This window comes from Sphingopyxis sp. FD7, assembly GCF_003609835.1.
Lineage (GTDB): Bacteria > Pseudomonadota > Alphaproteobacteria > Sphingomonadales > Sphingomonadaceae > Sphingopyxis.
The window spans coordinates 3,073,615-3,099,468 of sequence record NZ_AP017898.1; the positions used below are offsets into that span (position 1 = coordinate 3,073,615).

Below are 25,854 nucleotides of genomic sequence, written 5' to 3' on the forward strand. Positions count from 1 at the left end.
GGGTCACCTGTTTTCCGGGTGGGGTTCGGGGCCGGCGGGGTCGAGCAGCGCGGCAACGGGCGTCGTGCGCGGCAGGATCTGGAAATCCTGCTGCGCGGCGCCCGGCACGGGGTCGCTGGCGGCGAGGCGCCAGAGGCCGAAGGCGAGCATCATCGCGGCCGCCGATGCGATAAAGAGAAAAAGGCCGCCCGCCCCCGACGCGCTCATCGCCGCCGCCGCGCCGATCGGGCCGAGCGCGGCGCCGACCGAATAGAGGAGCACGAGCTGGCCGCTCGCGGTGACGCGCTCCGACGGCAGCAGCCGGTCGTTGGCAAAGGCGACGCACAGCGGATAGAGCGCGAAGCTGAGCCCGCCGAACAGCGCGCCGAGCGCGAAGATCAGCGCGCCCGTCGGCGCCATGGCGAGCGCGATGCTGACGCCCGCCGTCGCGGCGAAGCAGGCGATGATGACGCGCCGCCGGTCGAAACGGTCGGACAGACGGCCGAGCGGCCATTGCAGCGCGACGCCGCCGAGGATGACGGTCATCATGAAGGTTGCGGTGTCGCCGAGGCCGAGCCCGATCCGCCGCGCATAAATGGCGGCGAGGCCATAAAAGGCGCCAAGCAGCAGCCCCGTCATCCCCGCGCCCGCGACGCCGAGCGGCGACGCCTTGAACAGCCGCCGCAGCGGCAGCGACGCCGCATCCTCGAGCGTCGGCGCGGCGGCGCGGGTCAGGCAGACGGGGATGATCGCGAGCGAGATGAGGACCGAGGCAAGCTCGAAGGGGATTTGGGGCGCGCTATTGCCCGAACGCAACAGCAACTGCCCGATCGCCTGCCCCGAATAGAGCGCGACCATATAGAAAGCGAGCACCGTCCCGCGCGTTTCGGCCTCGGCGCGGTCATTGAGCCAGCTTTCGACGCAGATGAACACCCCCGCGATGCACAGGCCGTCGACAAGGCGCAGCGCGCCCCAGAGCAGGGGATGCTGGAACAGCGCATAGGTGAGCGTGCTCGCCGACAAGAGCGCGACGAAGGCGGCAAAGGCGCGGATATGGCCGACGCGGCGCACGACATCGCCCGCGCGCAGGGCGCCGAGCACCAGCCCGCCGAAATAGGCGGTGGCGATCAGGCCGATCACCATCGTCCCGCTGCCCGCGCGTTCGAGCCGGAGGCCGATCAGCGTCGACAGGAAGCCGCTGCCCGCCATCATCACGAAGATGGCGACGAGCAGGCTGCGAACGGGGGTGATGACAGCGAGCATCGGCGGCGTCGGGTGCGACCGTCAGGCGGCGCGTCGCTTTTCGTGACCCCTCGCGTCGCGCTCGACCAACGCGCGATGCAGCGCCCGCACCGCCGTGTCGAAGTCGCGCGGGTCGACGAGGAACTGGATATCGACGTTGCGGATCTGATGCTGCATCGCGATCATCGGGACGCCCGCCGCGTCGAGCGCGGCCAGCGCATCGGGGACGAGACCGGGACGCGCGATGTCGCTGCCGATCACCGACACCATCGCCACCGGCTGCGCCGAAATGGCCGCGTCGGGATATTGGTCCTGCAGGTCGGCGATCACCCTGTTCACCGCGGCGGCGCTTGCCGACAGATAATGGGTGATCGTGTTCGCATTCGACGATTTGCTGACGATCCAGATCTTGTGGCGCGTCAGCGTGTCGAGGATCGCGGCGTCATACCCCTTCACCCCGACCATATCCTGTTCGAAGAATTGCAGCGCCTGAACCTGACGCAGCCCGGTGACGATCTCGACGCGCGGGACGTCGGAGACATAGTCGCCGGTGACGAGCGTGCCTTCGTCCTCGCGGTCGAAGGTGTTGCGGACGCGCAGCGGAATGCCCGACTGGCGCAGCCCGCGCCCGGCGCCGGGATGAATGGCCTCCATCCCCAGATTCGCCAGCTGGTCGGCGACGTCGTAATTGGTGCGGCCGATCTTGCGCGCCTTGTCCTCGCCGACCAGCTTCGGATCGGCGCTCGAAAGGTGGAACTCCTTGTGGATGATCGCCTCGCGCGCGCCGGTCAGGACGGCGATGCGCGAAAAGGTCATTTCGGTGTAGCCGCGCGCATAGCGTCGCACCATGCCGCCCTCGCACCCGGCATAGCCGGTGACGATCGGCAGCGTCGTCGTCAGGTCGATCGCGGCAAAAGCCTCCCCGATCCGTTCGTCAAGGCTGCGAAGATCGTCCTGGTCCCACAGCGTCAGGTCGATGAAGCGCGCGTCGACGTCGCGGTCGCGCAGCAGCAGCGCGGTGCTGTGCGCGCTGTGCGCTTCGCCGATCCCGGCGAGCAGTTCGCGCACGGTGGCGAGCTGGTCCTTGAGCCCGAAGCGCCCGTGGCTGCGCAGCCGCGCAAGATCGTCGAGGCAGGCGGTAACGGCGTCTATCCGCGCGTCGACGAAGCGGTCGGCCTCGGCCCGGCTTTCGCCGCGCACGAACATCTCGGCATTGCGCGCGTGCATCGCGGTGCGCACCGCCGCCATGCCGCGGCGCCACGCATCGGCATCATCGTCGTCGACGAAATGGCCATAGACGCCGGGGGCGCCCGTCTTCTTGTTCTCGAGCAGGAGGTCGGTCATCCCGGCATAGGCCGAGACGACGAAGATACGGTTATAAAGGTCGGCGCCCGACCGCCCCGCGATCAGCACATTGTCGAACAGGGTCGCCGTCGCGGCCATCGAGGTGCCGCCGATCTTTTCGACGCTATGCCGCCCGTTCATGCCGGCACCGCTTCGATGAGCGGCCCGCGCGCCACCGTCAACGCCTCGGGTTCGTCGCGGTTGGCGAGGAACCAGGGGCGCGGCTTTTCGACCCCGAAGGGCTTTTCGAGCCGGTTGCTCACCGCATTATAGACGAGGAAGGCGTTGGCGCGCGGAAAGGGCGTGATATTGCCGTTCGACCCGTGCATCAGATTGCAGTCGAACAGGATCACCGTCCCCGGCTTGCCCGTCGGCGCGACGATGCCATGCTTGTGCGCCAGCTCGGCAAGGCTTTCCTCGTCGGGGACGCCATATTCCTGCTTCTTGAGCGAGCTCAGATAATGATCGTCGGGGGTTTCGCCGACGCAGGTGAGGTAGGTGCGGTGCGAGCCCGGAATCACCATCAGCGGCCCGTTGTGCGGCGTGTTTTCGGCGAGCAGCACCGACATCGACAGCGCGCGCATCCGCGGCATCCCGTCCTCGACATGCCAGGTCTCGAAATCGCTGTGCCAGTAGAACTCCTTGCCCTTGAAGCCGGGTTTATAGTTCAGCCGCGACTGGTGGATATACACCTCGTCGCCAAGCAGGAAGCGCGCGACATCGGCCAGCCGCGCGTCGGCGGCTAGGCGCGCCATCACCGGGCTTTGCGCGTGAATCTCGAAGATCGAGCGGATCTCGTTGCTTTGTTGCTCGGTGACGATCGTGTCGGCGTCGAGCGCCGCCGGATCGGCGAGCAGGTCGCGCGCGGCGCTTTGCAGGAAGGCGACTTCGTCGGCCGCAAAAATATCCTCGAGCACGATATAGCCGTCGCGGTCGAACGCCGCGGCCTGCCGTGCGCTGATCGGCGCGTCGTTGGTCCATTCGCCATGGACGACGGGGTCCAGCCGCGGCCGCATTTCGGCGTCCGCGCTCTGGCGCGAGGGGTAGAGGTCTTGCATCGGACGTCTCCCTTTCTGGTTCGGGTGAAGGTCAGTCGGCGGCGACGGGCTCGCGCGCCAGCTCCGGGTCGGCCGGATAGGCGCCGCTTTCGTCATGCACTTCGCGACCGGTGACCGGCGGGTTGAAGACGCAGGCGGTCAGAATGTCGGTTTCGGGCCGCACGATATGGCGGTCATGGTCGTCGAGCGCGTACATCACGCCGGGGCGCAGCGCGTGAACCTCGCCGGTCGCCAGATCCTCGATCGTGCCCGTGCCCTTCAGCACCAGCACCGCTTCCAGATGGTTCTGATAGTGCATCTTGAGCTCGCTGCCCGCGAAGAGGGTGGTGACGTGGAAGGAAAAGCCCATGCCATCGTCCTTGAGCAGCAGGCGGGCGCTGGCCCAGCCGTCGGAACGGACGTTGCGGTCGGTCTTGCGGATGTCGCCCAGGTTGCGAACGATCATGTCGGTTTCTCCTGTTCTTATTCGGCGGCGACGGCGTAATCGGCGGCCATCGCCTCGCGGATCTTGGTTTCGAGAATGTCGAGCCCGGCGCCGAGCACCGCGTCGTCGATGACGAGCGGGGCGAGCACCTTGATCACCTCGTCATGCGCGCCGCTGGTCTCGATAATCAGCCCCGCGTCGAAGCAGGCGGCGGTGACGCTCGCGGCGAGCTCGCCCGATCCGACATTGACGCCGCGCATCATGCCGCGGCCGCGCACCTCGAACCCATGGTCGGCGGCGATGCGTGCGAGGCGGGTTTCGAGCAGCGCGGCGCGGCGGCCTATGTCGCGCTGGAAATCGTCGGTCGCCCAGAAATGGCGCAGCGCGGCGGTCGCGGTGACAAAGGCATGGTTGTTGCCGCGGAAGGTGCCATTATGCTCGCCCGGCGACCATTGGTCGAGCTCGGGGCGGAGCAGGGTCAGCGCAAAGGGCAGGCCCATGCCCGACAGCGATTTCGCCAGCGTGACGATGTCGGGGGTGAAGCCCATATCCTCGAAGCTGAAGAAGCTGCCGGTGCGGCCGCAGCCCGCCTGAATGTCGTCGACGATCAGCAGCGCGCCATGCGCCTTCGCGATTCCCGCAATGCGGCGCAGCCATTCGGCCGACGCAGCGTTGAGCCCGCCTTCGCCCTGCACCGTTTCGACGAGGATCGCCGCCGGGGCGTCGAGCCCGCTCGACGGGTCGGCGAGCCGTTGTTCGAGCAGCTCGGCGGTGTCGACCTCGGGGCCGTAATAGCCGTCATAGGGCTCGTGAGCGACGTGGCTCAGCGGCACGCCCGCGCCGCCGCGCTTGGTCGCATTGCCGGTGCAGGCGAGCGCGCCCAGGGTCATGCCGTGAAAGCCGTTGGTAAAGGCGATCACCATCTCGCGGCCCGTCACCTTGCGCGCGAGCTTGATCGCCGCCTCGACGGCATTGGTGCCGGTCGGGCCGGTGAACATGACGCGATAATCAAGCCCGCGCGGTTTCAGGATCAGCGCCTCGAAAGCGCCCAGGAAATCCCGCTTTGCACCGGTGTGGAGGTCGAGCCCGTGGGCGATCCCGTCGGCGGCGATATAGTCGAGCAGCGCCTGTTTCAGGATCGGGTGGTTGTGGCCATAGTTCAGCGTCGAACAGCCCGACAGGAAGTCGAGATAGCGCCCGCCCTGATCGTCGTGCATCCACACGCCCTCGGCCTTGCCGAACTGGCGCGGCATCGACCGGGCGTAGCTGCGCACCGCCGATTCGCGGCGCTCATAAATGCTCCGATCCGGAAGCGTGCCGGACGGTTGCGGTGTCGTAATCATCATCTATCCCTGTTCTGCGTCGATTTTCATGCGGTCGAACGGCCCGATGCGGGCCAGATATTCGGTGGCGTGGGCGCCCGCGAAATGCGTCTCGCGCTCAAACAGCGGCGTGCGCTCCAGCTCGGCATCCCAGTCGCGGGCGAGGCCGCGGAAAAGCCCCCACGACGCCTGATTGTCGGCGGTGATCGTCGTGATCATGTGCGTCACGCCCTCCTGCGCGGGCCGCGCGAGCAGCGCGGCGATCATCCGGCTCGCGAGCCGCCGCCCCCGACCTTCGGCCGACACCGCGACCTGCCAGACGAAGAAGGCATGCCCGTCCGACGGCGGGCGATAACCCGACACCCAGCCGACGATGCGCCCCGCGCGCTCGGCGATGATGCACTGGTCGGCGAAATGTTCGCACTGGAGCAGGTTGCAATAGCGCGAGTTGCGGTCGAGCGGCGGACAGGCCGCGATCAGCGCGGTGACCGCCGGGCCGTCGGCCGCGACCGGACGGCGAAAGCGCAGGTCGGACGAAGCGGCCGCCGATGCGTCCGGGTCTTTCGGCGTGGGCAGGGGCTCCGCGTCTTTTGACCGGTCCAATATATTTCATCTCCTGAAACAAATGCTGACGCGTCACGCGCCGATCGAATGATGAATCGCGCGAAATATAGGATTGTTGCATCGCGACGCAACCCGTTGCCAGAAATATCTTTCGTTTATTGAAATAAATTGATGATCGCGCGGCACTTGAAAATCGGTTTGGCGCCGCTGCGCCGCCCAGCTAAGTGAAGGCGATGGAAAGCGAGATCGCCACTGCCACGCTGAAGGCGCTGCGCCGCGTGCTGCGCGCGGCCGAGGGCGGGACGCGGCGCATCGCCGCCGCCACCGGTCTCACCCCGTCGCAGCTGCTCGTGCTGCGCGAGATCGACGCGGGCGGCAATGTGACGCCGGGGCTTGTCGCACAGCGGCTGGAGTTCGGCCACGCGACGGTGACGGCGATCGTCGACCGCCTCGTTGCGCTCGACCTCGCCACCCGGTCGCGCAGCGCCGAGGACAAAAGGCGCGTGCTGCTCGCCGCGACCGACAAGGGCCGCCGCTGCCTCGCCGAAGCGCCCGACATGTTGCAGGAAATCTTCGCCGCGCGCTTCGCCGCGCTGCCGACGTGGGAACAGGCGATGATTCTTGCGGGCACCGAGCGGCTCGCCGACATCCTCGGCGCGCGCGAAATGGATGCCGCGCCGCTGCTCGACACGGGCGCGATCGACCGCATCTGATCCGGCGCGGCCCACAGGCCGCGCGTCGCGGACGCGAAAAAGGGCGGCGCCATGGCCGCCCTTCGGCTTCCCCGCCTGCGCGGGGATGACGCATTTTCAGACCGCGCGGCCCTGCCGCACGGGCGAATGCGTCACTTGATCTTGGCTTCCTTGAACTCGACATGCTTGCGCGCACGCGGGTCATATTTGCGCACCGTCATCTTCTCGGTCATCGTGCGCGGGTTCTTCTTGGTGACATAGAAAAAGCCCGTGTCGGCGGTGCTCACCAGCTTGATCTTGACGGTCGTCGGCTTGGCCATGGCCTTGTTCCTCGAAGTAATGGCACATCCGCCGGTGGCCCGGTGGATGCCGCGGGACTAGCGGCCCCGACGTTGGTGTGAAAAACATGAAAGGGCCGCGCGACGCCGCGCCGCCCTTCGATATCCGCGCGCCTTTGGCGGGATTCGGCGCTTCTGTCAAGCGAAAGGAAGGACGAGCGGCGCATCGGCCGCCCGTCCGGGAGGGGTCAGCCATTCCTTATCTGAAAGCGCACGGTCATCACTTTCCAGCTTTCCTCGGGCACGCCGTCGCGCGTCGCGGGCCTGAAGCGCCATTTGGAAAGCGCGCGCCGCTTCGTCTCTTCAAAGAAGCCGGGGCTGTCGCTGCTCACCAGTTCGACCGCCTTCACGCGGCCGTCGGTGCCGATGAGCACGCGCACCTTCACGACCCCCTCGACCCCGCGCCGCTGCTCGCGCGCCGGATAGTCGGGCTGGAACGCCCCGGCAAAGCGCGCGTCGAGTTCGGCAAGCACCAGTTTCGGCGCGGGCGGATCGGCGGTGATCGCGGGCGGGCCGGGATCGGCCGGCCGCGCGTCGGGGATCACCGGCCCGACGACGACGCGGTCGTTGTCCAGCGGCACGGTTTCGACGCGCGGCGCGACCGTTTCGGTCGCCGAGGCGGTTTTCGGCGTCGGCCTGGCAGCCTCTGCCGGTTCGGGCGGCGGCGGCTTGGGCAGTTCGATCAGCGTGCCGGTGATGGGTTCGGATTTGGGCGGCGGCACCACGATCATCGGCGACAGCGCGGCGACGGCGACGAGCGCGGCGGGCAGGGCGACCGCAAGAAGCGCCGCGACCGGATGGCGACGGCGATCGCTGCCATAGACGGCGCGGGCCGATGTCGCCGCGCGCGCCGCGGGCGCGGCGGTCGCTTCGGGCGTGGTCATCATCGCCGAAATCAGAGGTATCAGGGTCATGGCATCTCTCCTCGCCTTGCGACCCGGCCCCGGCGGCGGTCGACCGCCGCCATCAGCCCGGTCTGGAGATAATAATGTTATAACATCACTTAATTGTCAAGTTGATTGCTTGGGTCTGCCCCTTGTGCCCCTGCGAGGGCAGGGGCCCATCTCCTGCCGCCGATTTTCAGCGCGGCGCGCGTTAAATCCGCATCATCCCCGAATCCGTTCGTGTCGAGATGAGGACGATTCAAACCCACGCCAAGCAGCCCGTTACCCAAACCGAAAGCCCGGGTGATGGACCCCTGCCTCCGCAGGGCCGCAATGGTGGCCTTCCTTACGCCCCCCCGGCCGCCGCCAGTCGCGCGATCGCCTCCTCCTTCGCGATCAGCGGCAACAGCTCGGCCATGTCGGGACCATGGTCGCGCGCGGTGAGCGCGCGGCGCAGTGGCAGGAACAGCGCGCGGCCTTTCGCCCCCGTCGCTGCCTTCACCGCGGCGGTGAGCGCGCGCCACGGGTCGGCGCTCCAGTCGATGCCCGGCGCTGCCTTTGCCGCGGCGGCCAGCACCGGACGGTCGACCGCCTCGGCCGCGGGCGGGACGAACGGCCCGTCGAACACCGCCACCCAGTCGGCCGCCTCGGCAACGGTCGCCAGATTGGGCCGAATCGCGTTCCAGCGAGCCTCGTCGATCGCCGCGGGCAGGCGGTTTGCCACCGCGGCATAATCACTGTGGTGCAGGATCTTCTGGCCCAGCAGCGCCAGTTCGGCCTCGTCGAAACGCGCCGGCGCGCGGCCGAAGCGCGCGAAGTCGATGCCCGCGATCAGCGGTGCCATATCGGTCACCGGCTCGACCGGATCGCTGGTGCCGAGCCGCGCGAGCAGCGCGGCGAGCGCGATCGGCTCGATCCCCTGTTCGCGCAGCGCGTCCATGCCGAGCGAGCCCAGCCGCTTCGACAATTTGCCCTCGGTTCCGACGAGCAGCGCCTCGTGCGCGAAGGCGGGCGGCGCGGCGCCGAGCGCGGCAAACATTTGCACCTGCGCGGCGGTGTTCGACACATGATCCTCGCCGCGCACGACATGGCTGATGCCCATCGCAATGTCGTCGATCACGCTCGGCAACAGGTAAAGCCAGCTGCCGTCGGCGCGGCGCACGACGGGGTCGGACATCGTCTTCGGCTCGAAGTGCTGCGGCCCACGAATGAGGTCGGTCCATATGATCGGCGCATCATGGTCGAGCCGGAAGCGCCAGTGCGGCGCGACGCCTTCGGGCGCCGGCGTCCCCTCGGGCTTGCGCTCATAGACGGGGGGCAGCCCGCGCGAGAGCAGGATCTTGCGGCGAATCTCCAGCTCCTCGGGCGTTTCGTAACAGGCATAGACGCGGCCGGTCGCCTTCAGTTTCTCGAACTCGGCCTCGTAGAGCGCGAAGCGCATCGACTGCCGCGCCTCGCCGTCCACGTCGAGCCCCAGCCACGCAAGGTCGGCGCGAATGCCCGCGACATATTCCTCCTTCGACCGCTCGAGATCGGTGTCGTCGATGCGCAGCAGGAAGCGCCCGCCATGCTTGCGCGCCCACAACCAGTTGTGGAGCGCGGTGCGAACGTTGCCGACGTGGAGCCGGCCGGTCGGCGAAGGGGCGAAGCGGGTCGTGACGGTCATGGCGCGCGCCTATAGCCGCATTGCCGCCCCGCTGGCGATATTTATCGCGCCGCGCGTTCCCGCGCCGGCCAATAGGCCCAGGCGATCGCGAGCAGCGCAACGATCAGCAACACGCTATATTCCATGCCGTTGCGCCCGCCGCCGACGACGAACCAGCCGGCGGGCATATGGACGAGGATCATGCCCAATGTCAGGATGAAGGCGTGGCCGAGCGCGGCAAGGCTGGTCCAGCGGCGCGCGAGCATCAACGCGGGACCGACCAGCTCGTAAATCGTCACCGCCATCGCCCAGCCATAGCCATAAGGAAAGCCAAGGCTGTCGAGCCAGGTGCCGAAGGGGACGACCAGATCGGCCGCGAGCCGGTAGACGCCGTGAATCAGGATGAGCAGCGCCACCGTGATCCGCAATATGTCGAGCACCCGTTCGGCCCGGTCCGCCGGCGCCTTCGACCCCAATGCCAACATGATCCTTATCCTCCTCCTCTGTTCCGGCGCTATCCCGTCCGGAACCCGTGCGTGATCGGATAGCGCCGGTCGCGACCGAAGTTGCGCGTCGAGAGCTTGACCCCCGGCGGCGCCTGGCGGCGCTTGTACTCGGCAATGGCGAGCAGCCGTTCGATCCGCGCCACCGCGTCGCGGTCGAAGCCGTGGCGCGCCACGACATCGTCGACGCTCGCTTCCTCCTCGACGAGCATATGCAGCATCCGGTCGAGATCCTCATAGGGCGGCAGGCTGTCCTGATCCGTCTGGTCGGGGCGCAGTTCGGCGCTCGGCGGCTTGGTGATGATCGTATCGGGCATCACGGGCGCGCGCCGGTTGCGCGACAGCCGCGGCACATTGTCATTGCGCCACTTCGCGAGCGCAAAGACCGTCATCTTGTAAGCGTCCTTCAACGGATTATAGCCGCCCGCCATGTCGCCATAGATGGTCGCATAGCCGACGCTCATCTCGCTCTTGTTGCCCGTCGTCAGCAGCATCGGACCGAATTTGTTGCTGAGCGCCATCAGCGTCACGCCGCGGATACGCGACTGGACATTCTCCTCGGTGATATCGACGTCGCGGTCGGCGAAGCTGCCCGCGAGCATCGCGTCGAACGCCTCGACCGCCGGGGCGATCGGGATGGTGTCGAGACGGCAACCGATCATCTTCGCGCACCCTTCGGCATCGGCCAGGCTTTCGTGACTGGTGAAACGGCTCGGCAGCATCACGCACCAGACCTTGTCGGGGCCGAGCGCGTCGGCGGCGATCGCGGCGCAGAGCGCCGAATCGATCCCCCCCGACAGGCCGAGCACGACGCCGGGGAAGCGGTTGCGCTCGACATAGTCGCGCAACGACAGGATCATCGCGCTATAGATGTCGGCGGGGCGCGCTTCCCATTCGGCGATCGCGCCGACGTCGCAGCGCCAGCTTGCTGCGTCTTTTGTCCAGCGCGTGACCCGCTCCTCCGCCTCCCAGTCGGTCAGGCGATGCGCGGTGCTGCCGTCGCCGTTCAGCACGAAGGAGCAGCCATCGAACACCAGCTCATCCTGCCCGCCGATGCGGTTGAGGAAGATGAGCGGCAGGCCGGTTTCGGCGACGCGCGCGGCGAACACCTGCGAGAGGCGCCGCTCATCCTTGTCGATCTCATAGGGGCTGCCGTTGACCGAGATCAGCAGTTCGGCGCCCTGTGCCGCGAGATGGCGGCACACCGTCGGCAGCCAGCCATCCTCGCAGATCGGCAGGCCCAGCTTCACCCCGCGCCATTCGACAATGTCGGGCAGCGGGCCGGGCGCGAACACGCGCTTTTCGTCGAAGGTGCCGTAATTGGGCAGTTCATGCTTGCGCCGCGTCGCGATCACGCGGCCGCCATCGAGCAGCGCGACGATATTATAGAGCTTGCCGTCCGCGTCGCGCTCGACCGATCCCACCAGCATCGCCGGGCCGCCATCGGCGGTCTCGGCGGCCAGTTCGGCGAGCAGCGCGGCGGCGCGTGTCGCGAGCGCGGGCTTCAGCACCAGATCTTCGGGGGGATAGCCGATCAGTTGCAGCTCGGGATAAAGAATGAGGTCGGCTTGCCCGTGCCGCGCACGAACCGCGCGCATCGCATCGGCATTGGCCGCGAGGTCGCCGACCGCCTGGGTCATCTGCGACAGGACGATGGTGAGCGTGTCGGCGCGGTCGATCATGGCGGCGAGCCTTACCCCCGGCGCGCGCGATTGCAACGACCAAGCAGACAGGGATTGCGGCGACGCGAACGCAGACGGCGCCAGCGGGCGGCCGTCGCCCCTTTAACCCCTTCCCCTTCGCGCCCGCGCTGGCTAAGGGGGCGCGCAATCCCATCCGCCGCGAAAGGGCCCTGCACCCCATGAAACTCATCTCCGGCAACAGCAACCTGCCGCTGGCCCGCGCGATCGCCGACTATCTCGAACTGCCGCTGACCGACACCAGCGTGCGCCGCTTCGCCGACGAGGAAGTCTTCGTCGAAATCCACGAAAATGTCCGCGGACAGGATGTGTTCGTCGTCCAGCCGACCAATTTCCCCGCGAACGACAATCTGATGGAATTGCTCATCATCAACGACGCGCTGCGCCGCGCGTCGGCGAAGCGCATCACCGCGGTCGTTCCCTATTTCGGCTATGCGCGGCAGGACCGCAAGCCCGGCCCGCGCACGCCGATCTCGGCCAAGCTCGTCGCGAACCTCATCACCACCTCGGGCGCCGACCGCGTGCTCGCGATCGACCTGCACGCCGGGCAGATCCAGGGCTTTTTCGACATTCCGACCGACAATCTTTACGCCGCGCCGGTGATGAGCGCCGACATCCAGGCGCGCTTCGGCGACAAGAATCTGATGGTCGTGTCGCCCGACGTCGGCGGGGTCGTGCGCGCGCGCGCGCTGGCGAAGCGCCTCGACAATGCGCCGCTCGCCATCGTCGACAAGCGCCGCGAGCGCGCGGGCGAATCCGAAGTGATGAACATCATCGGCGATGTCGCGGGCCGCTTCTGCATCCTCATCGACGATATCGTGGACTCTGCCGGCACCCTCTGCAACGCCGCCTCCGCGCTGAAGGCCGCGGGCGCCGAAGGCGTCGTCGCTTATTGCACGCATGGCGTGCTGTCGGGCGGCGCGGTCGCGCGCGTCGATGCGAGCGAACTCACCGAACTCGTCATCACCGATTCGATCCAGCCGACCGACGCGGTGAACGACAGCGCCAAGGTCCGCACGCTCACCGTCGCGCCGCTGCTCGGCGAAGCGATCAAGCGCATCGCCGACGAAACGAGCGTCTCCTCGCTCTTCGACTAGGCCGGTTGTCATGACGCCGCCTTTGGTTGTTGTGTACCCCCGCCTTCGCGGGGATACGGGATTTATTCCTTGGCCTGGAGCCGCTAGATGAGCCTCGCCTCCGATCTTGCTCTCGCCAACCGCCTCGCCGACGCCGCCGGCGAAGCGATCCGTCCGCTTTTTCGGTCCCAGTGGACGCACGAAGCCAAGAGCGACGCTTCGCCGGTGACCGAGGCCGACCGCGCCGCCGAAGCCGCGATGCGCCGCCTGCTCGGTGCCGAGGCGCCGCGCGACGGCATCGTCGGCGAGGAATATGGCGCCGAGCGCCCCGAGGCCGCGCGCCAATGGGTGCTCGACCCGATCGACGGCACGGTCAGCTTCATGGCCGGACGCCCGATCTTCGGCACGCTGATCGCGCTTTTGCAGGACGGCTGGCCGCTGATCGGGATCATCGACCAGCCGGTCACCGGCGAGCGCTGGGTCGGCGCGACCGGCCATGGGACGCTGTTCAACGGCAAACCCGCGACGACGCGCAGCTGCCGCAGCCTGTCCGATGCGGTGCTCGCGACGACGGGGCCGCAGTATTTCAGCGACCATGACGGCGAGCATTTCATGGCGCTCGCCGCAAAGACGTCGCACAGGCGGATGCTCTTCGGCGGCGACTGCTATAATTACGGCCTGCTCAGCTGCGGCCATATCGATCTGGTGGTCGAGGCAGGGCTGAAGCTCCACGACTTCGCCGCGCTCGTGCCCGTCGTCGAGGGCGCGGGCGGGACGATGTGCGACTGGAACGGCGACCCGCTGCACCGCGAGAGCCAGGGCCATGTCATCGCATTGGGCGATCCGGCGCGGCTCGAGGATGTGATCGAGGGGCTCGCCTGTCACCACTAGATAGGAGAGGAACGGACATGGCGTATGAAGGCAGCTGCCATTGCGGCGCAGTGACCTACACGGTCGAAGGCGACATTCCCGATACGGCGATGAGCTGCAACTGCTCGCACTGCCGCCGCAAGGGCTTCCTCCTGACCTTCGTTCCGATCGACCGGTTCCGCCTGGAGAGCGGCGCCGAGCGGCTGAAGTCGTACAAGTTCAACAAGCATAATATCGACCATCAGTTCTGCGACACATGCGGGTGCCAGAGTTTTTCGGTAGGAACCGGGCCCGATGGATCGAAGATGGCGGCGGTAAACCTGCGCTGCGTCCCAGCCGCAGATCTCGATGCCCTGAATATCCAGAAGGTCGATGGCGCGAGCTTTTGATCGCCGAATCGCTTGCATTTCCGGGCGAATCCACCTAAGCGCCCCGCTTCCGATTGTGTCGGCTGGCTGAAAGGGCTGCCAGGTCGACACCAAAGCGGACTTCAAAGGAGACCAAAATGCCCAAGCTGAAGACCAAGAGCGGTGTGAAGAAGCGCTTCAAATTCACCGCGTCGGGCAAGGTGAAGCACGGCGTCGCCGGCAAGCGCCACCGCCTGATTTCGCACAATTCCAAATATATCCGCACCAACCGCGGCACCAGCGTGCTCAGCGATTCGGACGCGGCCCATGTGCGCCTCTGGGCGCCCTACGGCCTGAAATAAGGAGCGCCGGGATATGTCACGCATCAAACGCGGCACGACGACGCGCGCCAAGCACAAGCGCGTATTGGAGCAGGCGAAGGGCTATTATGGCCGTCGCAAGAACACCATCCGCATCGCCAAGCAGGCGGTCGAAAAGGCCGGCCAATATGCCTACCGCGACCGCAAGGTAAAGAAGCGCAGCTTCCGCGCGCTGTGGATACAGCGGATCAACGCCGCGGTTCGCGCCGAAGGCCTGACCTATTCGCAGTTCATGCACGGCGTGAAGCTCGCCGGCATCGAACTCGACCGCAAGGTCATGGCCGATCTCGCGATGAACGAAGGCGGTGTCTTCGCCGCGATCATCGCGCAGGCGAAGGCGGTCCTGAGCGAAGGCGAAGGGGCCAAGGCCGCCTGACGTTTTTGCGCCAGGGCGAACGAAACAAGGGCGGTCCCGGCGGGGCCGCCCTTTTCATTTCCCGCCCACCGGCCGCCGATCATGGGCGACCGCACGCGTCACGCGCACAAAGATGCCCCGGCTGTGGGGGCCGGGGCATCCGATCAGGCTATTTAAGGGACCAACCGAATATAGCCTGAAGTCTTTTGTCCGAACTTAGCGGAGCAGGTTCATCACGCCCTGCGTGCTCTGGTTCGCCTGGGCGAGCATCGCGGTCGACGCCTGGGCCAGGATTCCGGCAGCGGCGAGATTCGTCGATTCGACCGAGAAATCGGCATCTTCGATCCGCGACTTCGATTCCGCCAGATTCGTGACGGTCGACGTCAAATTGTCGACAGCCGAAGTCAGACGATTCTGCTGCGCGCCAAGGTTGGCACGCTGCGTCGCCACCGTCTGGATCGCGGTGTCGAGCGTCGCGAGCGCACCCGACGCACCCGCCGAAGTCGAAATGTCGAGCGTGCTGACACCCAGGGCAGCGGCCTGCATGTCGGCGATCGTGATGTTCACAACATCGCCCGAATCGATCCCCGTCTGGATATCGAAGCCGGTTGCCGCACTGCCGTTGAGCAGGACATTGCCGTTGAATTCGGTGCGCGTTGCGATGTCGCCGATCTGCGAAATGAGCGCGGTAACTTCGGTCTGGAGCGCCGAGCGGTCGGTGGCGCCGTTGGTGCCGTTGGCCGACTGGACGGCCAGTTCGCGCATCCGGACGAGGATGTCCGAAATGCTGCCAGCGGCGCTGTCGGCGGTCTGCGCCAGCGAAATGCCGTCATTGGCATTGCGGATCGCCTGAGTCAGACCGCGCGCGGTGGCGTCCATGCGGGTCGCGATGGCGAGGCCGGCGGCGTCGTCCTTCGCGGCGTTGATGCGCTTGCCGCTCGACAGGCGTTCCATCGCCTGCGACTGCATTTGGCTCGCGACACGCGAATTATTCTGGGCGCGCAGCGCGCTCACATTGGTGTTGATGACAGTCATCTTAGTTCCTTTCCGGCCTCGACGGCCATTCCCGTGATGTGAGGGCTCGAGGAGCGGTCACGGAATGCAGTAACGGCGGCGCGCGGTCCGGCTTAAGCATGTCATGTCAAAAAAACGCCGAAAGCCGCCGAGCGCGGATCGAGATTCCGATCAAATGTATGAAAAATAACATATTTTAACTTTGGCACGGGCTTTGCATTCTTCTTTGTGCGTGCGGCGCAATGCCGCGCATCAGGACGGATGAAGAAGCAATGAGCACGATTGACCCGAGCCGGCTGCTGCAAATGCGCAGCTCGATCCTCAATCAGAATCAGGCGCTGCAGCGCGCCGCCGGACGCGGCGGCGCCGACGGTGTCGACAACGCGGGAGGCGCCCCCGATTTCGGCGCCGCGATCAACCAGGCGCTGCAACAGGTGAATGCCCAGCAGGCGAAGGCGAGCGAGCTCAGCGAAGCCTATGAGCGCGGCGACACGCACGACATCGTCAGCGTGATGATCGAACGGCAGAAAGCCTCGCTCGGCTTTGAAACGACGTTGCAGGTCCGCAACAAGCTGCTCTCCGCCTATCGCGACATCATGAACATGCCGGTGTAACCGATGACCGACGCACAGACCCTGACCCCGATCGATCCCGGCGGCGCGAACCGCCTGCCCGCCCCCGTCCTCGGCGGCCGCTTCGCGCCGCTCGCGCAGTTCGTCCGCCAGCCCGCGGTGCAACGCGCGCTGCCGGCAATCGCCATGACCTCGGCGATCGGCATCGCCGCGCTCGCTTATTTCACGATGCAGGCGGCGCCGCAGGCGCAGCTGTTCGCCGGTCTCGACGACGCCGACAAGGCGGCGGTCGCCGAAGCCCTGCAGGCGCAGGGTATCGGGCACAGCATCGACGCAGCGACCGGCGCGCTCACCGTCGATGCCGACAAGCTGCATCAGGCGCGCATCGCGCTCGCCGGACAGGGTTTGCCGAAAGCGGCGCCGAGCGGCGACAGCCTGATCGCGTCGCTCCCCATGGGGTCGAGCCGCGCGATCGAAGGCGAAGCGCTACGATCGGCGCGCGAAGCCGATCTGTCGCGGACGATCGAGACGATCGACGCGGTCAAGAGCGCGCGCGTCCATATCGCCGCCGCCGAGCCCAGCCTGTTCGTGCGCGACGACAAGCCCGCGACCGCATCGGTGATGCTGACGCTGCAGAACGGCCGATCGCTTTCGGACGGCCAGGTGCAGGCGATCCGCTTCCTCGTCGCGTCGTCGGTCCCCGGCATGAACGCCGATCAGGTGTCGGTGATCGACCAGCGCGGCGCGCTGCTTTCCGACACCGCGACCGGCAGCGACATGAAGGCGTTCCAGTTGCAATTGCAGGTCGAGGACCGGTTCCGCCGCGCGCTCGACACGCTGCTCGGCCCGATGCTCGGCGCGGGCAATTATACGGTCGAAGTCCATGCCGATGTCGACATGTCCGAAAGCCAGGCGACGCGCGAAAGCTTCCCCGAAAACGACCGCGCGCTGACCAGCGAACAGATCACCCGCTCGGTCAGCGGCACCGTCGGCGCACCGGCCGTCGGTATCCCCGGCGCGCTCGCCAACCAGCCGCCGCAGGCGACGACGATCACCGCCGAGGGTCCGCAGCCCCTGCCTGCCAACGCGCCGGCGCCCGGCACCGAAAGCAATGAAAATGCGGCGCGCGCCTATGAAGTCGGGCGCGAGATTTCGGTGACGCATTCGCCGCAGGGCAGGCTGCGCCGCGTGTCGGTCGCCGTCGCGCTCAATCAGGGCAAGAAAGCGCTGACGCAGGCCGACCTCGCCAAGATCGACGCGCTGGTCAAAGGCGCGATCGGCTTTGATGCCGCGCGCGGCGACCTGGTCGCGATCAACCAGCGCCCGTTCGTCGCGGTCGAAGATACCGCGGCCCCCTTCTACGACCAGGGCTGGTTCCTGCCGCTCGTCAAACAGGTCGGTGCGATCCTCGCCGCGCTGCTCGCTTTCCTGTTCATCGGCCGCCCGATGATCCGCGCCGCGAAACAACGCGCCGCCGCGCGCGCCGAACAGAATCAGGCGATCGAGGAAACACTTCTCGCCGCGACCGACCGCCCGGCGCTCGCCGGCGGCGCGAACGGCCGCGAAATCACGCTCGAAATGATCGAGGCGGCGCCGAGCTATGAAGCGCGCGCCAACCTCGTCCGCGCCTTTGTCCGCCAGGATTCGGCGCGCGCCGCGCTCGTCGTGCGCCAGCTGATGCAGGAGGGCGCCCGTGGCTGACGCCGCCGAACTCGACACCGCGCCGACCGAGACCGCGATCGACGGGTCGGCGGCCGCTGCGATCCTGCTGATGCTGCTCGACGAAAGCGAAGCCGCGACGATCCTGAAGCATCTCGGCCCCGAAGAAGTGCGCCAGCTCGCCAAGGCGATGTTCGACACCGCCAACGCCAGCGAACAGCAGATCGGGCAGGCGCTCGACCGGTTCGTGACGCGCAGCCGCGACGTCAGCGCGCTCGCGATCGGCGCCGACACGCGCATCCGCACCGTGGTGACGCAGGCGGTCGGCAACGTCCGCGCCGACAATATCCTCGCCGCCGTCGCGCCGCAGCGCAGCGCCGCCTCGCTCGAAATGCTGCGCTGGATGGACGTCGACGCGATCAGCGCGCTGCTCGCCAGCGAACATCCGCAGGTCGGCGCGCTGATCCTTTCGGTGCTCGTCCCCGACGTCGCCGCGCGCGCGATCGAGACGCTCGACGACGTGCTCCAGGCCGATCTCGTACTCCGCGCCGCGATGCTCACCGCGGTGCCTGCCGCCGCGATCGAGGATCTGGAAGCGGTGCTCGCGAGCGCCAATGTCGACGGTCAGCGCGTCGCCAGGCAGGCGATCGGCGGTCCGAGCGATGTCGCGAAGATCATGAAGAAGATGCCGAAGCAGCTCAGCGAGCGCACGCTGCGCTCGCTCAAGAAGCATGATCGCATCCTCGCGCAGACGATCGAGGAGGAGATGTTCATCTTTGAAAATCTGCGCGACCTCGACAAGAAAAGCCTCAGCAGCGTGCTTCGCTCGGTCGATGCGGCGCAGCTTGCGATCGCGCTCAAGGGCGCCGAGGAGGATATGGTCGACATGTGCCTCGCCACCATGTCGCAGCGCGCCGCCGAAACGATCCGCGACGAAATGGCCGAAATGACGATGGTCAAGCGCGCCGACGTCGAGGATGCGCAAAAGAGCGTGATGCAGATCGTGCGCCAGATGGCCGCGAACGGCGAAATCATGATCGCGGGCGGAGGCGACGATTATGTCTGACCTCGCCGCCGAAACGGGCTTTGTCCCCGTGCGCCTGGCCGACGCGATGGCGCAGCATCGCGGCTTTCGTCCGCTGTCCTTCGCGCCGACCGTCGAACCGGCCGCGTCCGCGCCCGAGCCAGCGGCCGAGCAGGGCGAGGACGATCCCTTCGCGCGCGGCCTGGCCGAAGGGCAACGTATGGCCGAAGCCGCCTATACCGCCGAGCGGCACCAGCTGCTCGCGCTGCTCGCCAGCGCCGAGGCATTGCAGGACGAACCGAGCGAGGAGCTGGCGCAGCTGATCGCCGAGACGGTCGAGCGGCTTGTCCGCCAGATCGTCGCCGCCGCGCCGATCGACGCCGAATGGCTGCGCGCGCAGGCCGAAACCGCCGCCGCGATGGTCGCCGACGCCGACAAGGCGCGCACCCTCTGGGTCCATCCCGACGACGCCGCGCTGCTCGCCGAATGTCCGCTGGCGCTGGCCGTCGAAAGCGATCCCGCGATGATGCGCGGCACGATCCGCCTCGAAACCTCGACCGGCTGGATCGAGCATGGCCGCGCCGTCTATCTCGACGAACTGCGCGCCGCGCTGGGCGAAGGCGCCGCCGCGTGACGCGCCGCCTCGCCCTCTCGGCCCAGCAGCTGCTCGGCGGCGTCGATCTGGCGCAGGCCAGCCCGCGCCGCATCGGCACGCTCGTCGCGCATGAGGGGATCATGCTCGAGGTTTCGGGTTTCCCCCAGCCGCTCGGCAGCAATGTCCGCATCCGCTCGGCCGACAATGATTATGTCTATGGCGAGGTCGTCGGCTTTCGCGGCCACCGCAGCCTCGTCCTGCCCTTTGACGCGGGCAAGCCGCTCGTCACCGGCGCGCCGGTCGAGCCGCACGGCGCCTCGTCGATGGTGCCCGTCGGCAAGGCGCTGCTCGGCCGCATCATGGACGCGCAGGGCAATCCGCTCGACGGCCGCCCCGCGATCAAGTCGCAGTTCCAGTGGCCGCTCGCCGGGCGCAAGGTCAATCCGCTGCGCCGCGGCCGCGTCACGCGCGCGCTCAACATGGGCGTGCGCGCGATCAACGGCCTGCTCACCGTCGGCGAGGGCCAGCGCGTCGCGATCATCGCGGGGTCGGGGGTCGGCAAGTCGGTGCTGATGGGCCAGATGATCGCGGGCACCGAATGCGACGTCATCGTCGTCGGGCTGATCGGCGAGCGCAGCCGCGAGGTCAGCGACTTCGTCGAAACCAAGCTGCCCCCCGAAGTGCGCAAGAAATCGGTCGTCGTCGCGGTTCCCGCCGACCATCCGCCCCTGCTCCGCCTGCGCGCCGCGATGCGCGCGACCGCGATCGCCGAAGCCTTCCGCGCCGAGGGCAAGAAGGTGCTCCTCCTGATCGACAGCCTGACGCGCGTTGCGCATGCGCAGCGCGAGATCGGGCTGACGCTGGGCGAACCGCCGACGATGAAGGGCTATCCGCCGTCGGTCTTCGCGCTGATCCCGTCGCTCTGCGAACGCGCGGGTATCGACCGCGAAACCGGCGGGTCGGTCACCGCGCTATACACGGTGCTCGCCGACGGCGGCGACATCGACGATCCGGTGGTCGACTCGGCGCGCGCGATCGTCGACGGCCATATCATCCTGTCGCGCGCGCTCGCCGAACAGGGCGTCTATCCCGCGATTGACGTCGCGCGCTCGCTGTCGCGCACCATGGCCGATTCGGTCGATCCCGACCACGCTGCCGCCGCCGCGCGCTTCCGCCAGCTCTGGTCGCTCTATGAGGAGAATCGCGACCTGATGCTGATGGGCGCCTATGTCGCGGGCGCCGATCCCGTGCTCGACGAAGCGATCGCGCGGCGCGCCGACCAGCTCGCCTTTGTGTCGCAGCCCGCCAGGGCGCAGGTCGATTTCGACATTTCCCGCCAAACCCTGATCGAAGGATATTCCGCATGACCGCCCGCATCGCACGCCGCAAACGCATCATCCGCGTGCGCTCCGTCGAACATCAGCTGGCCGAGGCCAATCTGGCGCGCGCCAATGGCGAGCTTGCAAATCTCGTCGAGCTTGCGCGGCGGCTCGAAACGCTGCGCAGCGACCTCGCGATGGCGAAGGGCGCGGTCGCGGGCCGCGCGCTCAACACCGTCGGCGAACTCGCGATGCGGCTCGACCTCGCGCAGGAGAATCTGACCGCGCCGCTCAGCAACGCCAGCGCGCGCCGCGACCAGATGGGGGCGCTGGCGCAGCGCGCGATGGCCAAGGAAGAATCGGCCGTCCGCCTTTATGAAAAGAGCCGCAAGTCGGCCGAAGCCGAGCAGGAACGCCGCAGCGACGCCAACCGCCCGCACCGCGCGCGCGTCGGTATGCGGCTGCGTCTGATCGAAGGCGGCGCGGCATGATGAACGCCCCCGCCCTCCCCGCCGCGCCGGGCGCGATGCCCGCAGGCTTCGCCGCCTTCCTCGCCCATATCGGGCAGGTTGCGCCGAATGGCAAAGCCGTGGGCTTCGACCGACTGCTTGCCGCGGCGCCGGTGCCGCTGCTCCCCGTGACGACGGACGCGCCCGCCGCACCGGTCGCCCCGCCCGCAACGACCATCAAGACCGATGTGGTGCCAGCCGCCGAAACCGGTCCCGACGCCGCCGAGTTGCCCGTCGCACCGACGTCGGACACCGCCACCGTGAAGCTCGAAACATCGCCCGCGAAACCCGCCCCCGACGCAGGCGATGCGGCGGCGCTCGCCGCGACCCTGCTCGTCGCGCTCAGTGGCGCGCGTCCCGGCCCCGCGCATGGCGCGAACAAGCCGACAGACACCGACCCAGCGCCCGACGTCGAGCACCCCGGCGGGGCGCCCGCGGCCCCCGCCATCGAAAATTGGGCGACGATCGTTTCGGCCGTCCTTCCCGACACCGCGCGCGCGGGCGAACCCAGGGCCGCGAAGCCCGAAACCGCCAAGCCGCACGCCGCCGCATCCGGTATCAACACGCCGGGCGCCGCTCCCGACAAAGCCGCGACCGATATGCGGGGGCTGCCGCCCGGCACCCTCGCTGCCGCATCACCGCCCACCCGCGACGCTGTCATGTCCGCGCTTCCGCTTGCCGCCGACCCGCCCGTCGCCCGCGTGGCCGAGGCCGCGCCCGCGATGACGGTGTTGTTCACGCAGGCAGCCGCCCTCACCGCCGCCGCGCCGCTCGACGCCGCCGCCCCGGCACCGATCGCCGAGCGCGTGCTCGACATGGACAGCGACGGCGCGTGGATCGACCAGCTCGCGCGCGACATCGCCGCGACCAAATCGGACAGCGGCGACATCAGCTTTCGCCTGATGCCGCGCCATCTCGGCCGCCTCGACGTCGCGATGCAAATGGGCGACGAGGGCATGTCGCTGAAGATGGACACCCAGCATGAAGCGACGGCGACGATCGTCACCGCCGCGCAGGGCCGCCTCGTCGACGAACTGCGCCAGCAGGGCGTGCGCGTCGCGGGCGCCGAAGTCACGCACACGCCGGGCGAGACCGGGCGCCAGTCGCAGGGCCAGAGCCAGGGCCGCGCCGCGACGCCCGACACCGCCCACCTCATCGAAACCGCCACCGAACGCGCCGAGCCGCGTGACGAAGCGCGCGCCGCGGATCGCCGCGGCCGCTTCGCCTGATCAGAAAGGGTCCGTCATGGCCAAGGATGTTGTCGAAGCCACGCCGAAGAAAAAGGGCAAGGTCAAAAAGCTGCTGCTGGTCGGCGTCGCCGCGATCGCGCTGATCGGCGCGGGGGCGGGCGCGGGCATCTATTTCGGCGCGCTGTCGGCGCACGAAGCCAGGCCCGAGGATCATTATCCCAAGCTCGTCCTTCGCAGCACCGATGACGCCGCGCCCGCGGCCGAGGGCGACGACAAGGAAGCGCCGCTGAAGGTCGGCACCGTGTCGGTGCCCAACGACCGCTTCAAGGTCGATCCGCGCAAATATGAAATCACCTATTACCCGATCAACGACAGCTTCACGACGAACCTCGCCGACGGATCGGGCTTTCTCCAGGTGGGTATCAGCCTTTCGACCTTCTATGACGGGAAGGTTATCAATAATATCAAACGACAGGCGGTGCCCATCCGCTCGGTCGTCCTTATGGTCCTCGCCGAACAGGATCCGGCTCTGCTCTCCACATCAGAGGGGAAACAGCGGCTTCAGCGTCAGTTGACCGCCGCGATCAACGATGTGCTGCGCGAGAAGGAAGGTTTCGGGGGCATCGACAATGTATATTTCACGAGCCTGGTGATCCAGTGACCGCCAGAGCCAAAACCGTTCGGGCCGTGAAGGCGCCGGGCGCACCCGCGGCCGCGCCCGCGGAAAGCAAGGAGTCGCTGCTGCTGCGCCGCGCCGCGGCCAGCTATGCCTTTCCCGCGCTCGAAAGCGTCGCAAATCAGTTCGCGCGGTCCTTGCGCGACCTGATCCGCGCGCTCGGCGCACCGGCGGTTCAGGTCGAACGGTCGGGCGCCGAACAGCTGAGCTTCGCCGAATGGAGCGCGGCGAGCGCGCCCGCCATTTTCTGGCGCTATCACGCGCCGCCGCTCAAGGGCCCGCTGTTGATCGCCGCGGCGCGACCGCTTCTCCTCCAGCTCGTCGACATCTTCTATGGCGGGCGCGGCCAGCTCGCCGCCGAGCGCGAGGAGCTGACCGACGCCGAAGACCGTTTCGCCGCGCGCCTTGGCCGCGACATCGGTATGCAGATCGCCGCCGCGTGGCGCGACAAGCTCGCCATCGAACCCGAACTCGACTGCGTCACCGGCGACCCGGCGAAGCTTGCCGCCGTGCGCGCCGACGACGAATTGTTCGTCCAGCGCTTCACGCTGCGCGGCGCGCCGCTCGACGGGCGGACGATCGTCTGCGCCTATCCGGTCGCGGCGCTGCGCGGCATCGCGGACGACGAGCTGCTGCCCGATGCGGCAAGCAGCGGCGCCGACCCGGCGTGGACCGCCGCGCTCGACAAGGCGCTGCGCGGCGTGCGCCTGCCCGTCCGCTCGGTGCTCGCGCGCCCCGAAATCAGCCTCGTCAAGCTGCTCGCGCTCGAGGTCGGCGACATCATTCCGCTGTCGATGCCGCGCCATGTGCCGGTGACCGTCGCCGGGCGCAGCTTCGCCTTCGGCAGCATCGGCGAAGCCAATGGCAACGCCGCCATCCTGATTGACCATATCGAAAAAGGACCCGACCATGACTGACATCGCCGACGCGCCCAGGGCGGCGCGCGCCGACCGGCGCGACAAGAGCATCGCGGCCGCGCCCAATTTCGACCTGCTCGCCGGTGTCTCGCTGCGCGTGTCGGTCGAGGTCGGGTCGACCGCGATGACGCTGTCCGAACTGCTCGCGCTGGGCGAAGGCAGCGTGATCGAGCTCGATCGCGCGGCGACCGACCTGCTCGACATCTATGCCAATGGCACGCTGATCGCCAAGGGCGAGATCGTCAGCGTCGACGGCCGCTACGGCATCCAGGTCGCCGAAGTCGTCGCGCCCGCGCGCGGCCTCGAAGGCCTCGAACGGAGGGCCTGATGCTCGAATATATCCTCCGCTTGGCTCTCCTGCTGCCGCTCGTCGGGGCGATGGCGTGGGGCAGCCTGTGGCTGTGGAAGCGCGTCCAGATGGGCGTGCCGCTCGTCGGCGGCAATGCAAAGCCGCGCGCGGTCGAGATGGTCGACGTGCTGCCGCTCGGCCCCGGATCGAAGCTCGCGGTCGTCGAGTTCGCCGGGCAGCGCATCCTCGTCGCCGTGTCGCGCAGCGGCATCACGCGCATCGCCGACGACGCCCAGGGGGATTTCCATGTCGATTGATCGCCGCTTCTGGCTGCGCGCCGCCGCGCTGGTCGGCGCCGCCGCGCTGCTCACCGCCGCCACTCCGGCGTTCGCGCAAGCCGCCGACGGACTCAGCCGTGCGGTGAACGAAATCGGCGGCGACGGCCGACCCTTGAGCCTGTCGCTTCAGATCCTCGTCCTGATGAGCCTCTTGACGGTGCTGCCGTCGCTGCTGCTCATGATGACCAGCTTCACGCGCATCATCATCGTGCTGTCGATCCTGCGCCATGCGCTCGGGCTCCAGCAGACGCCGCCCAACCAGGTGCTCGTCGGCCTCAGCCTCTTCCTCTCGCTGTTCGTCATGCAGCCCGTAATCAGCGAAGTGAACCGGGTCGCGATCGAGCCCTATGGCCAGGAACAGATCGACATCGGCGAGGCCGTGTCGCGTTCGGGCGACGCGCTGCACGGTTTCATGATGAAACAGACGCGCAAGACCGACCTGATGATGTTCGCCAAGATCGCCAAGGCGCCGGCCTATGCAAGCCCGAAGGACGTGCCTTTCTCGATCCTGCTCCCCGCCTTTGTCACCAGCGAACTCAAGACCGCGTTCCAGATCGGCTTTCTCATCTTCCTGCCCTTCCTCGTCATCGACCTGATCGTTGCATCGGCGCTGATGTCCTTGGGCATGATGATGTTGTCGCCGACGATCATCTCGATGCCCTTCAAGCTTCTGCTCTTCGTCCTCGTCGACGGCTGGGCGCTGACGATGGGGTCGCTCGCCTCCTCCTTCGTGGGTTAGCAGGGGTCTGGCAACATGGAAGCCGACTATTTCATCGGGGTCGCGCAGCAGTCGCTGTGGATTCTCGCGCTCGCTTCGGCGCCCTTGTTGCTGCCGGTGCTCATCATCGGCGTGCTGCTCGGCATGGTGCAGGCGGCGACGTCGATCAACGAACAGACGCTGACCTTCGTGCCCAAGCTGATCGTCGCGGCGATCTGTCTCGCGATCTTCGGCGGCAGCATCCTCGTGCTGCTCACCGATTTCACCCGCGACCTGTTCGCGCAGATTCCGGCGCTGGTGCGCTAAACCGG

At 67.6% G+C, this 25,854-nt stretch carries 31 protein-coding genes; 19 read left to right on the forward strand and 12 right to left on the reverse strand.

What is annotated here, in order from left to right; genetic code table 11:
- Nucleotides 1-3: 3 nt before the first annotated feature.
- The 6 genes from SPYCA_RS14880 to ectA are packed head-to-tail and all read right to left on the reverse strand — an operon-like array spanning nucleotide 4 to nucleotide 5,972.
- Nucleotides 4-1,242 (reverse strand): MFS transporter, encoded by a 1,239-nt coding sequence (locus SPYCA_RS14880; protein ID WP_120221589.1) that lies wholly within the window; start codon nucleotides 1,240-1,242, stop codon nucleotides 4-6.
- A 21-nt stretch (nucleotides 1,243-1,263) separates the two neighbouring features.
- Nucleotides 1,264-2,706 carry an aspartate kinase gene (locus SPYCA_RS14885; RefSeq protein ID WP_120221590.1) on the reverse strand — a complete coding sequence of 481 codons (1,443 nt, stop codon included), beginning with the start codon at nucleotides 2,704-2,706 and terminating at the stop codon, nucleotides 1,264-1,266.
- Nucleotides 2,703-3,623, reverse strand: coding sequence for an ectoine hydroxylase (gene thpD, locus SPYCA_RS14890; RefSeq protein ID WP_120221591.1), 921 nt, complete (start codon nucleotides 3,621-3,623; stop codon nucleotides 2,703-2,705). Before thpD ends, SPYCA_RS14885 begins: the two co-directional genes overlap by 4 nt.
- Before the next feature lie 31 nt (nucleotides 3,624-3,654).
- Nucleotides 3,655-4,068 (reverse strand): ectoine synthase, encoded by a 414-nt coding sequence (locus SPYCA_RS14895; RefSeq protein ID WP_120221592.1) that lies wholly within the window; start codon nucleotides 4,066-4,068, stop codon nucleotides 3,655-3,657.
- Between the two features lie 17 nt (nucleotides 4,069-4,085).
- Nucleotides 4,086-5,393 (reverse strand): diaminobutyrate--2-oxoglutarate transaminase, encoded by a 1,308-nt coding sequence (gene ectB / locus SPYCA_RS14900; protein ID WP_120221593.1) that lies wholly within the window; start codon nucleotides 5,391-5,393, stop codon nucleotides 4,086-4,088.
- Complete coding sequence (gene ectA, locus SPYCA_RS14905) at nucleotides 5,394-5,972, reverse strand: diaminobutyrate acetyltransferase (RefSeq protein ID WP_232003346.1); 579 nt, start codon at nucleotides 5,970-5,972, stop codon at nucleotides 5,394-5,396.
- Nucleotides 5,973-6,166: 194 nt separating this feature from the next.
- On the opposite strand from ectA, the gene SPYCA_RS14910 reads away from it, so the two are divergent.
- Nucleotides 6,167-6,646 carry a MarR family winged helix-turn-helix transcriptional regulator gene (locus tag SPYCA_RS14910; RefSeq protein ID WP_120221594.1) on the forward strand — a complete coding sequence of 160 codons (480 nt, stop codon included), beginning with the start codon at nucleotides 6,167-6,169 and terminating at the stop codon, nucleotides 6,644-6,646.
- Nucleotides 6,647-6,777: 131 nt separating this feature from the next.
- Here SPYCA_RS14910 and rpmG read toward each other — a convergent pair whose 3' ends face one another.
- The 5 genes from rpmG to SPYCA_RS14935 form a co-directional block, all read right to left on the reverse strand.
- A complete protein-coding gene (gene rpmG / locus SPYCA_RS14915; protein WP_011543216.1) occupies nucleotides 6,778-6,945 on the reverse strand; it encodes a 50S ribosomal protein L33 in 168 nt (55 codons plus the stop codon).
- Between the two features lie 206 nt (nucleotides 6,946-7,151).
- The gene (locus tag SPYCA_RS14920; RefSeq protein WP_120221595.1) at nucleotides 7,152-7,877 is read right to left on the reverse strand and encodes an energy transducer TonB; all 726 of its coding nucleotides are present in this window, start codon (nucleotides 7,875-7,877) and stop codon (nucleotides 7,152-7,154) included.
- A gap of 316 nt (nucleotides 7,878-8,193) precedes the next feature.
- A complete protein-coding gene (locus tag SPYCA_RS14925) occupies nucleotides 8,194-9,513 on the reverse strand; it encodes a glutamate--tRNA ligase (protein WP_120221596.1) in 1,320 nt (439 codons plus the stop codon).
- Nucleotides 9,514-9,554: 41 nt separating this feature from the next.
- A complete protein-coding gene (locus SPYCA_RS14930; protein WP_120221597.1) occupies nucleotides 9,555-9,977 on the reverse strand; it encodes a DoxX family protein in 423 nt (140 codons plus the stop codon).
- A 29-nt stretch (nucleotides 9,978-10,006) separates the two neighbouring features.
- On the reverse strand, nucleotides 10,007-11,677 hold the full coding sequence (locus tag SPYCA_RS14935) for an NAD+ synthase (protein WP_120221598.1): 1,671 nt from the start codon (nucleotides 11,675-11,677) through the stop codon (nucleotides 10,007-10,009).
- A gap of 179 nt (nucleotides 11,678-11,856) precedes the next feature.
- Here SPYCA_RS14935 and SPYCA_RS14940 point away from each other — a divergent pair, with 179 nt between their 5' ends.
- From SPYCA_RS14940 to rplT, 5 genes are all read left to right on the forward strand, one after another.
- Complete coding sequence (locus SPYCA_RS14940; RefSeq protein ID WP_120221599.1) at nucleotides 11,857-12,792, forward strand: ribose-phosphate pyrophosphokinase; 936 nt, start codon at nucleotides 11,857-11,859, stop codon at nucleotides 12,790-12,792.
- 87 nt (nucleotides 12,793-12,879) lie between these two features.
- Nucleotides 12,880-13,662 carry a histidinol-phosphatase gene (gene hisN / locus SPYCA_RS14945; protein ID WP_120221600.1) on the forward strand — a complete coding sequence of 261 codons (783 nt, stop codon included), beginning with the start codon at nucleotides 12,880-12,882 and terminating at the stop codon, nucleotides 13,660-13,662.
- Nucleotides 13,663-13,679: 17 nt separating this feature from the next.
- On the forward strand, nucleotides 13,680-14,030 hold the full coding sequence (locus SPYCA_RS14950; protein WP_120221601.1) for a GFA family protein: 351 nt from the start codon (nucleotides 13,680-13,682) through the stop codon (nucleotides 14,028-14,030).
- A 116-nt stretch (nucleotides 14,031-14,146) separates the two neighbouring features.
- Entirely contained in the window at nucleotides 14,147-14,350 is a 204-nt protein-coding gene (gene rpmI / locus SPYCA_RS14955; RefSeq protein WP_053555918.1) for a 50S ribosomal protein L35, read from the forward strand.
- A 13-nt stretch (nucleotides 14,351-14,363) separates the two neighbouring features.
- On the forward strand, nucleotides 14,364-14,744 hold the full coding sequence (gene rplT, locus SPYCA_RS14960) for a 50S ribosomal protein L20 (RefSeq protein ID WP_120221602.1): 381 nt from the start codon (nucleotides 14,364-14,366) through the stop codon (nucleotides 14,742-14,744).
- Nucleotides 14,745-14,939: 195 nt separating this feature from the next.
- Here rplT and SPYCA_RS14965 read toward each other — a convergent pair whose 3' ends face one another.
- Nucleotides 14,940-15,758 (reverse strand): flagellin N-terminal helical domain-containing protein, encoded by an 819-nt coding sequence (locus SPYCA_RS14965; RefSeq protein ID WP_120221603.1) that lies wholly within the window; start codon nucleotides 15,756-15,758, stop codon nucleotides 14,940-14,942.
- A 251-nt stretch (nucleotides 15,759-16,009) separates the two neighbouring features.
- Here SPYCA_RS14965 and fliE point away from each other — a divergent pair, with 251 nt between their 5' ends.
- The 13 genes from fliE to SPYCA_RS15030 are packed head-to-tail and all read left to right on the forward strand — an operon-like array spanning nucleotide 16,010 to nucleotide 25,849.
- Entirely contained in the window at nucleotides 16,010-16,351 is a 342-nt protein-coding gene (gene fliE / locus SPYCA_RS14970) for a flagellar hook-basal body complex protein FliE (RefSeq protein WP_120221604.1), read from the forward strand.
- A 3-nt stretch (nucleotides 16,352-16,354) separates the two neighbouring features.
- Nucleotides 16,355-18,010 (forward strand): flagellar basal-body MS-ring/collar protein FliF, encoded by a 1,656-nt coding sequence (gene fliF, locus SPYCA_RS14975; protein ID WP_120221605.1) that lies wholly within the window; start codon nucleotides 16,355-16,357, stop codon nucleotides 18,008-18,010.
- Entirely contained in the window at nucleotides 18,003-19,034 is a 1,032-nt protein-coding gene (fliG, locus tag SPYCA_RS14980; RefSeq protein ID WP_120221606.1) for a flagellar motor switch protein FliG, read from the forward strand. Before fliF ends, fliG begins: the two co-directional genes overlap by 8 nt.
- Nucleotides 19,027-19,626: a FliH/SctL family protein gene (locus SPYCA_RS14985; RefSeq protein WP_120221607.1), complete on the forward strand. Its 600-nt coding sequence runs from the start codon at nucleotides 19,027-19,029 to the stop codon at nucleotides 19,624-19,626. Before fliG ends, SPYCA_RS14985 begins: the two co-directional genes overlap by 8 nt.
- Nucleotides 19,623-20,954, forward strand: coding sequence for a FliI/YscN family ATPase (locus SPYCA_RS14990; RefSeq protein WP_120221608.1), 1,332 nt, complete (start codon nucleotides 19,623-19,625; stop codon nucleotides 20,952-20,954). The genes SPYCA_RS14985 and SPYCA_RS14990 overlap by 4 nt, the downstream gene beginning before the upstream one ends.
- The gene (locus tag SPYCA_RS14995) at nucleotides 20,951-21,397 is read left to right on the forward strand and encodes a hypothetical protein (RefSeq protein ID WP_120221609.1); all 447 of its coding nucleotides are present in this window, start codon (nucleotides 20,951-20,953) and stop codon (nucleotides 21,395-21,397) included. The genes SPYCA_RS14990 and SPYCA_RS14995 overlap by 4 nt, the downstream gene beginning before the upstream one ends.
- The gene (locus SPYCA_RS15000; RefSeq protein WP_120221610.1) at nucleotides 21,394-22,644 is read left to right on the forward strand and encodes a flagellar hook-length control protein FliK; all 1,251 of its coding nucleotides are present in this window, start codon (nucleotides 21,394-21,396) and stop codon (nucleotides 22,642-22,644) included. Before SPYCA_RS14995 ends, SPYCA_RS15000 begins: the two co-directional genes overlap by 4 nt.
- Before the next feature lie 16 nt (nucleotides 22,645-22,660).
- A complete protein-coding gene (locus tag SPYCA_RS15005; protein ID WP_120222375.1) occupies nucleotides 22,661-23,266 on the forward strand; it encodes a flagellar basal body-associated FliL family protein in 606 nt (201 codons plus the stop codon).
- 26 nt (nucleotides 23,267-23,292) lie between these two features.
- Complete coding sequence (locus tag SPYCA_RS15010; protein ID WP_232003347.1) at nucleotides 23,293-24,198, forward strand: FliM/FliN family flagellar motor switch protein; 906 nt, start codon at nucleotides 23,293-23,295, stop codon at nucleotides 24,196-24,198.
- Nucleotides 24,191-24,526 (forward strand): flagellar motor switch protein FliN, encoded by a 336-nt coding sequence (fliN, locus tag SPYCA_RS15015; protein ID WP_120221612.1) that lies wholly within the window; start codon nucleotides 24,191-24,193, stop codon nucleotides 24,524-24,526. The genes SPYCA_RS15010 and fliN overlap by 8 nt, the downstream gene beginning before the upstream one ends.
- Nucleotides 24,526-24,804: a flagellar biosynthetic protein FliO gene (locus SPYCA_RS15020; RefSeq protein ID WP_120221613.1), complete on the forward strand. Its 279-nt coding sequence runs from the start codon at nucleotides 24,526-24,528 to the stop codon at nucleotides 24,802-24,804. The genes fliN and SPYCA_RS15020 overlap by 1 nt, the downstream gene beginning before the upstream one ends.
- On the forward strand, nucleotides 24,794-25,564 hold the full coding sequence (gene fliP, locus SPYCA_RS15025; RefSeq protein WP_120221614.1) for a flagellar type III secretion system pore protein FliP: 771 nt from the start codon (nucleotides 24,794-24,796) through the stop codon (nucleotides 25,562-25,564). The genes SPYCA_RS15020 and fliP overlap by 11 nt, the downstream gene beginning before the upstream one ends.
- 15 nt (nucleotides 25,565-25,579) lie before the next feature.
- A complete protein-coding gene (locus SPYCA_RS15030) occupies nucleotides 25,580-25,849 on the forward strand; it encodes a flagellar biosynthetic protein FliQ (RefSeq protein WP_120221615.1) in 270 nt (89 codons plus the stop codon).
- Nucleotides 25,850-25,854: the final 5 nt, after the last annotated feature.

Excerpts from the sequence above, each read along its gene's own strand:
- thpD (WP_120221591.1), bottom strand. The coding sequence starts at position 3,623 with ATGCAAGACCTCTACCCCTCGCGCCAGAGCGCGGACGCCGAAATGCGG.
- SPYCA_RS14985 (WP_120221607.1), top strand. The coding sequence starts at position 19,027 with ATGTCTGACCTCGCCGCCGAAACGGGCTTTGTCCCCGTGCGCCTGGCC.
- rpmG (WP_011543216.1), bottom strand. The coding sequence starts at position 6,945 with ATGGCCAAGCCGACGACCGTCAAGATCAAGCTGGTGAGCACCGCCGAC.
- rpmI (WP_053555918.1), top strand. The coding sequence starts at position 14,147 with ATGCCCAAGCTGAAGACCAAGAGCGGTGTGAAGAAGCGCTTCAAATTC.
- SPYCA_RS14920 (WP_120221595.1), bottom strand. The coding sequence starts at position 7,877 with ATGACCCTGATACCTCTGATTTCGGCGATGATGACCACGCCCGAAGCG.
- fliE (WP_120221604.1), top strand. The coding sequence starts at position 16,010 with ATGAGCACGATTGACCCGAGCCGGCTGCTGCAAATGCGCAGCTCGATC.
- SPYCA_RS14895 (WP_120221592.1), bottom strand. The coding sequence starts at position 4,068 with ATGATCGTTCGCAACCTGGGCGACATCCGCAAGACCGACCGCAACGTC.
- SPYCA_RS14930 (WP_120221597.1), bottom strand. The coding sequence starts at position 9,977 with ATGTTGGCATTGGGGTCGAAGGCGCCGGCGGACCGGGCCGAACGGGTG.
- hisN (WP_120221600.1), top strand. The coding sequence starts at position 12,880 with ATGAGCCTCGCCTCCGATCTTGCTCTCGCCAACCGCCTCGCCGACGCC.
- SPYCA_RS14995 (WP_120221609.1), top strand. The coding sequence starts at position 20,951 with ATGACCGCCCGCATCGCACGCCGCAAACGCATCATCCGCGTGCGCTCC.
- SPYCA_RS15020 (WP_120221613.1), top strand. The coding sequence starts at position 24,526 with ATGCTCGAATATATCCTCCGCTTGGCTCTCCTGCTGCCGCTCGTCGGG.
- rplT (WP_120221602.1), top strand. The coding sequence starts at position 14,364 with ATGTCACGCATCAAACGCGGCACGACGACGCGCGCCAAGCACAAGCGC.
- fliF (WP_120221605.1), top strand. The coding sequence starts at position 16,355 with ATGACCGACGCACAGACCCTGACCCCGATCGATCCCGGCGGCGCGAAC.
- SPYCA_RS14935 (WP_120221598.1), bottom strand. The coding sequence starts at position 11,677 with ATGATCGACCGCGCCGACACGCTCACCATCGTCCTGTCGCAGATGACC.
- SPYCA_RS14885 (WP_120221590.1), bottom strand. The coding sequence starts at position 2,706 with ATGAACGGGCGGCATAGCGTCGAAAAGATCGGCGGCACCTCGATGGCC.
- ectB (WP_120221593.1), bottom strand. The coding sequence starts at position 5,393 with ATGATGATTACGACACCGCAACCGTCCGGCACGCTTCCGGATCGGAGC.
- SPYCA_RS14925 (WP_120221596.1), bottom strand. The coding sequence starts at position 9,513 with ATGACCGTCACGACCCGCTTCGCCCCTTCGCCGACCGGCCGGCTCCAC.
- SPYCA_RS15005 (WP_120222375.1), top strand. The coding sequence starts at position 22,661 with ATGGCCAAGGATGTTGTCGAAGCCACGCCGAAGAAAAAGGGCAAGGTC.
- SPYCA_RS14880 (WP_120221589.1), bottom strand. The coding sequence starts at position 1,242 with ATGCTCGCTGTCATCACCCCCGTTCGCAGCCTGCTCGTCGCCATCTTC.
- SPYCA_RS14950 (WP_120221601.1), top strand. The coding sequence starts at position 13,680 with ATGGCGTATGAAGGCAGCTGCCATTGCGGCGCAGTGACCTACACGGTC.
- fliN (WP_120221612.1), top strand. The coding sequence starts at position 24,191 with ATGACTGACATCGCCGACGCGCCCAGGGCGGCGCGCGCCGACCGGCGC.
- SPYCA_RS14940 (WP_120221599.1), top strand. The coding sequence starts at position 11,857 with ATGAAACTCATCTCCGGCAACAGCAACCTGCCGCTGGCCCGCGCGATC.
- SPYCA_RS14910 (WP_120221594.1), top strand. The coding sequence starts at position 6,167 with ATGGAAAGCGAGATCGCCACTGCCACGCTGAAGGCGCTGCGCCGCGTG.
- fliP (WP_120221614.1), top strand. The coding sequence starts at position 24,794 with ATGTCGATTGATCGCCGCTTCTGGCTGCGCGCCGCCGCGCTGGTCGGC.
- SPYCA_RS15030 (WP_120221615.1), top strand. The coding sequence starts at position 25,580 with ATGGAAGCCGACTATTTCATCGGGGTCGCGCAGCAGTCGCTGTGGATT.
- SPYCA_RS14965 (WP_120221603.1), bottom strand. The coding sequence starts at position 15,758 with ATGACTGTCATCAACACCAATGTGAGCGCGCTGCGCGCCCAGAATAAT.
- SPYCA_RS15000 (WP_120221610.1), top strand. The coding sequence starts at position 21,394 with ATGATGAACGCCCCCGCCCTCCCCGCCGCGCCGGGCGCGATGCCCGCA.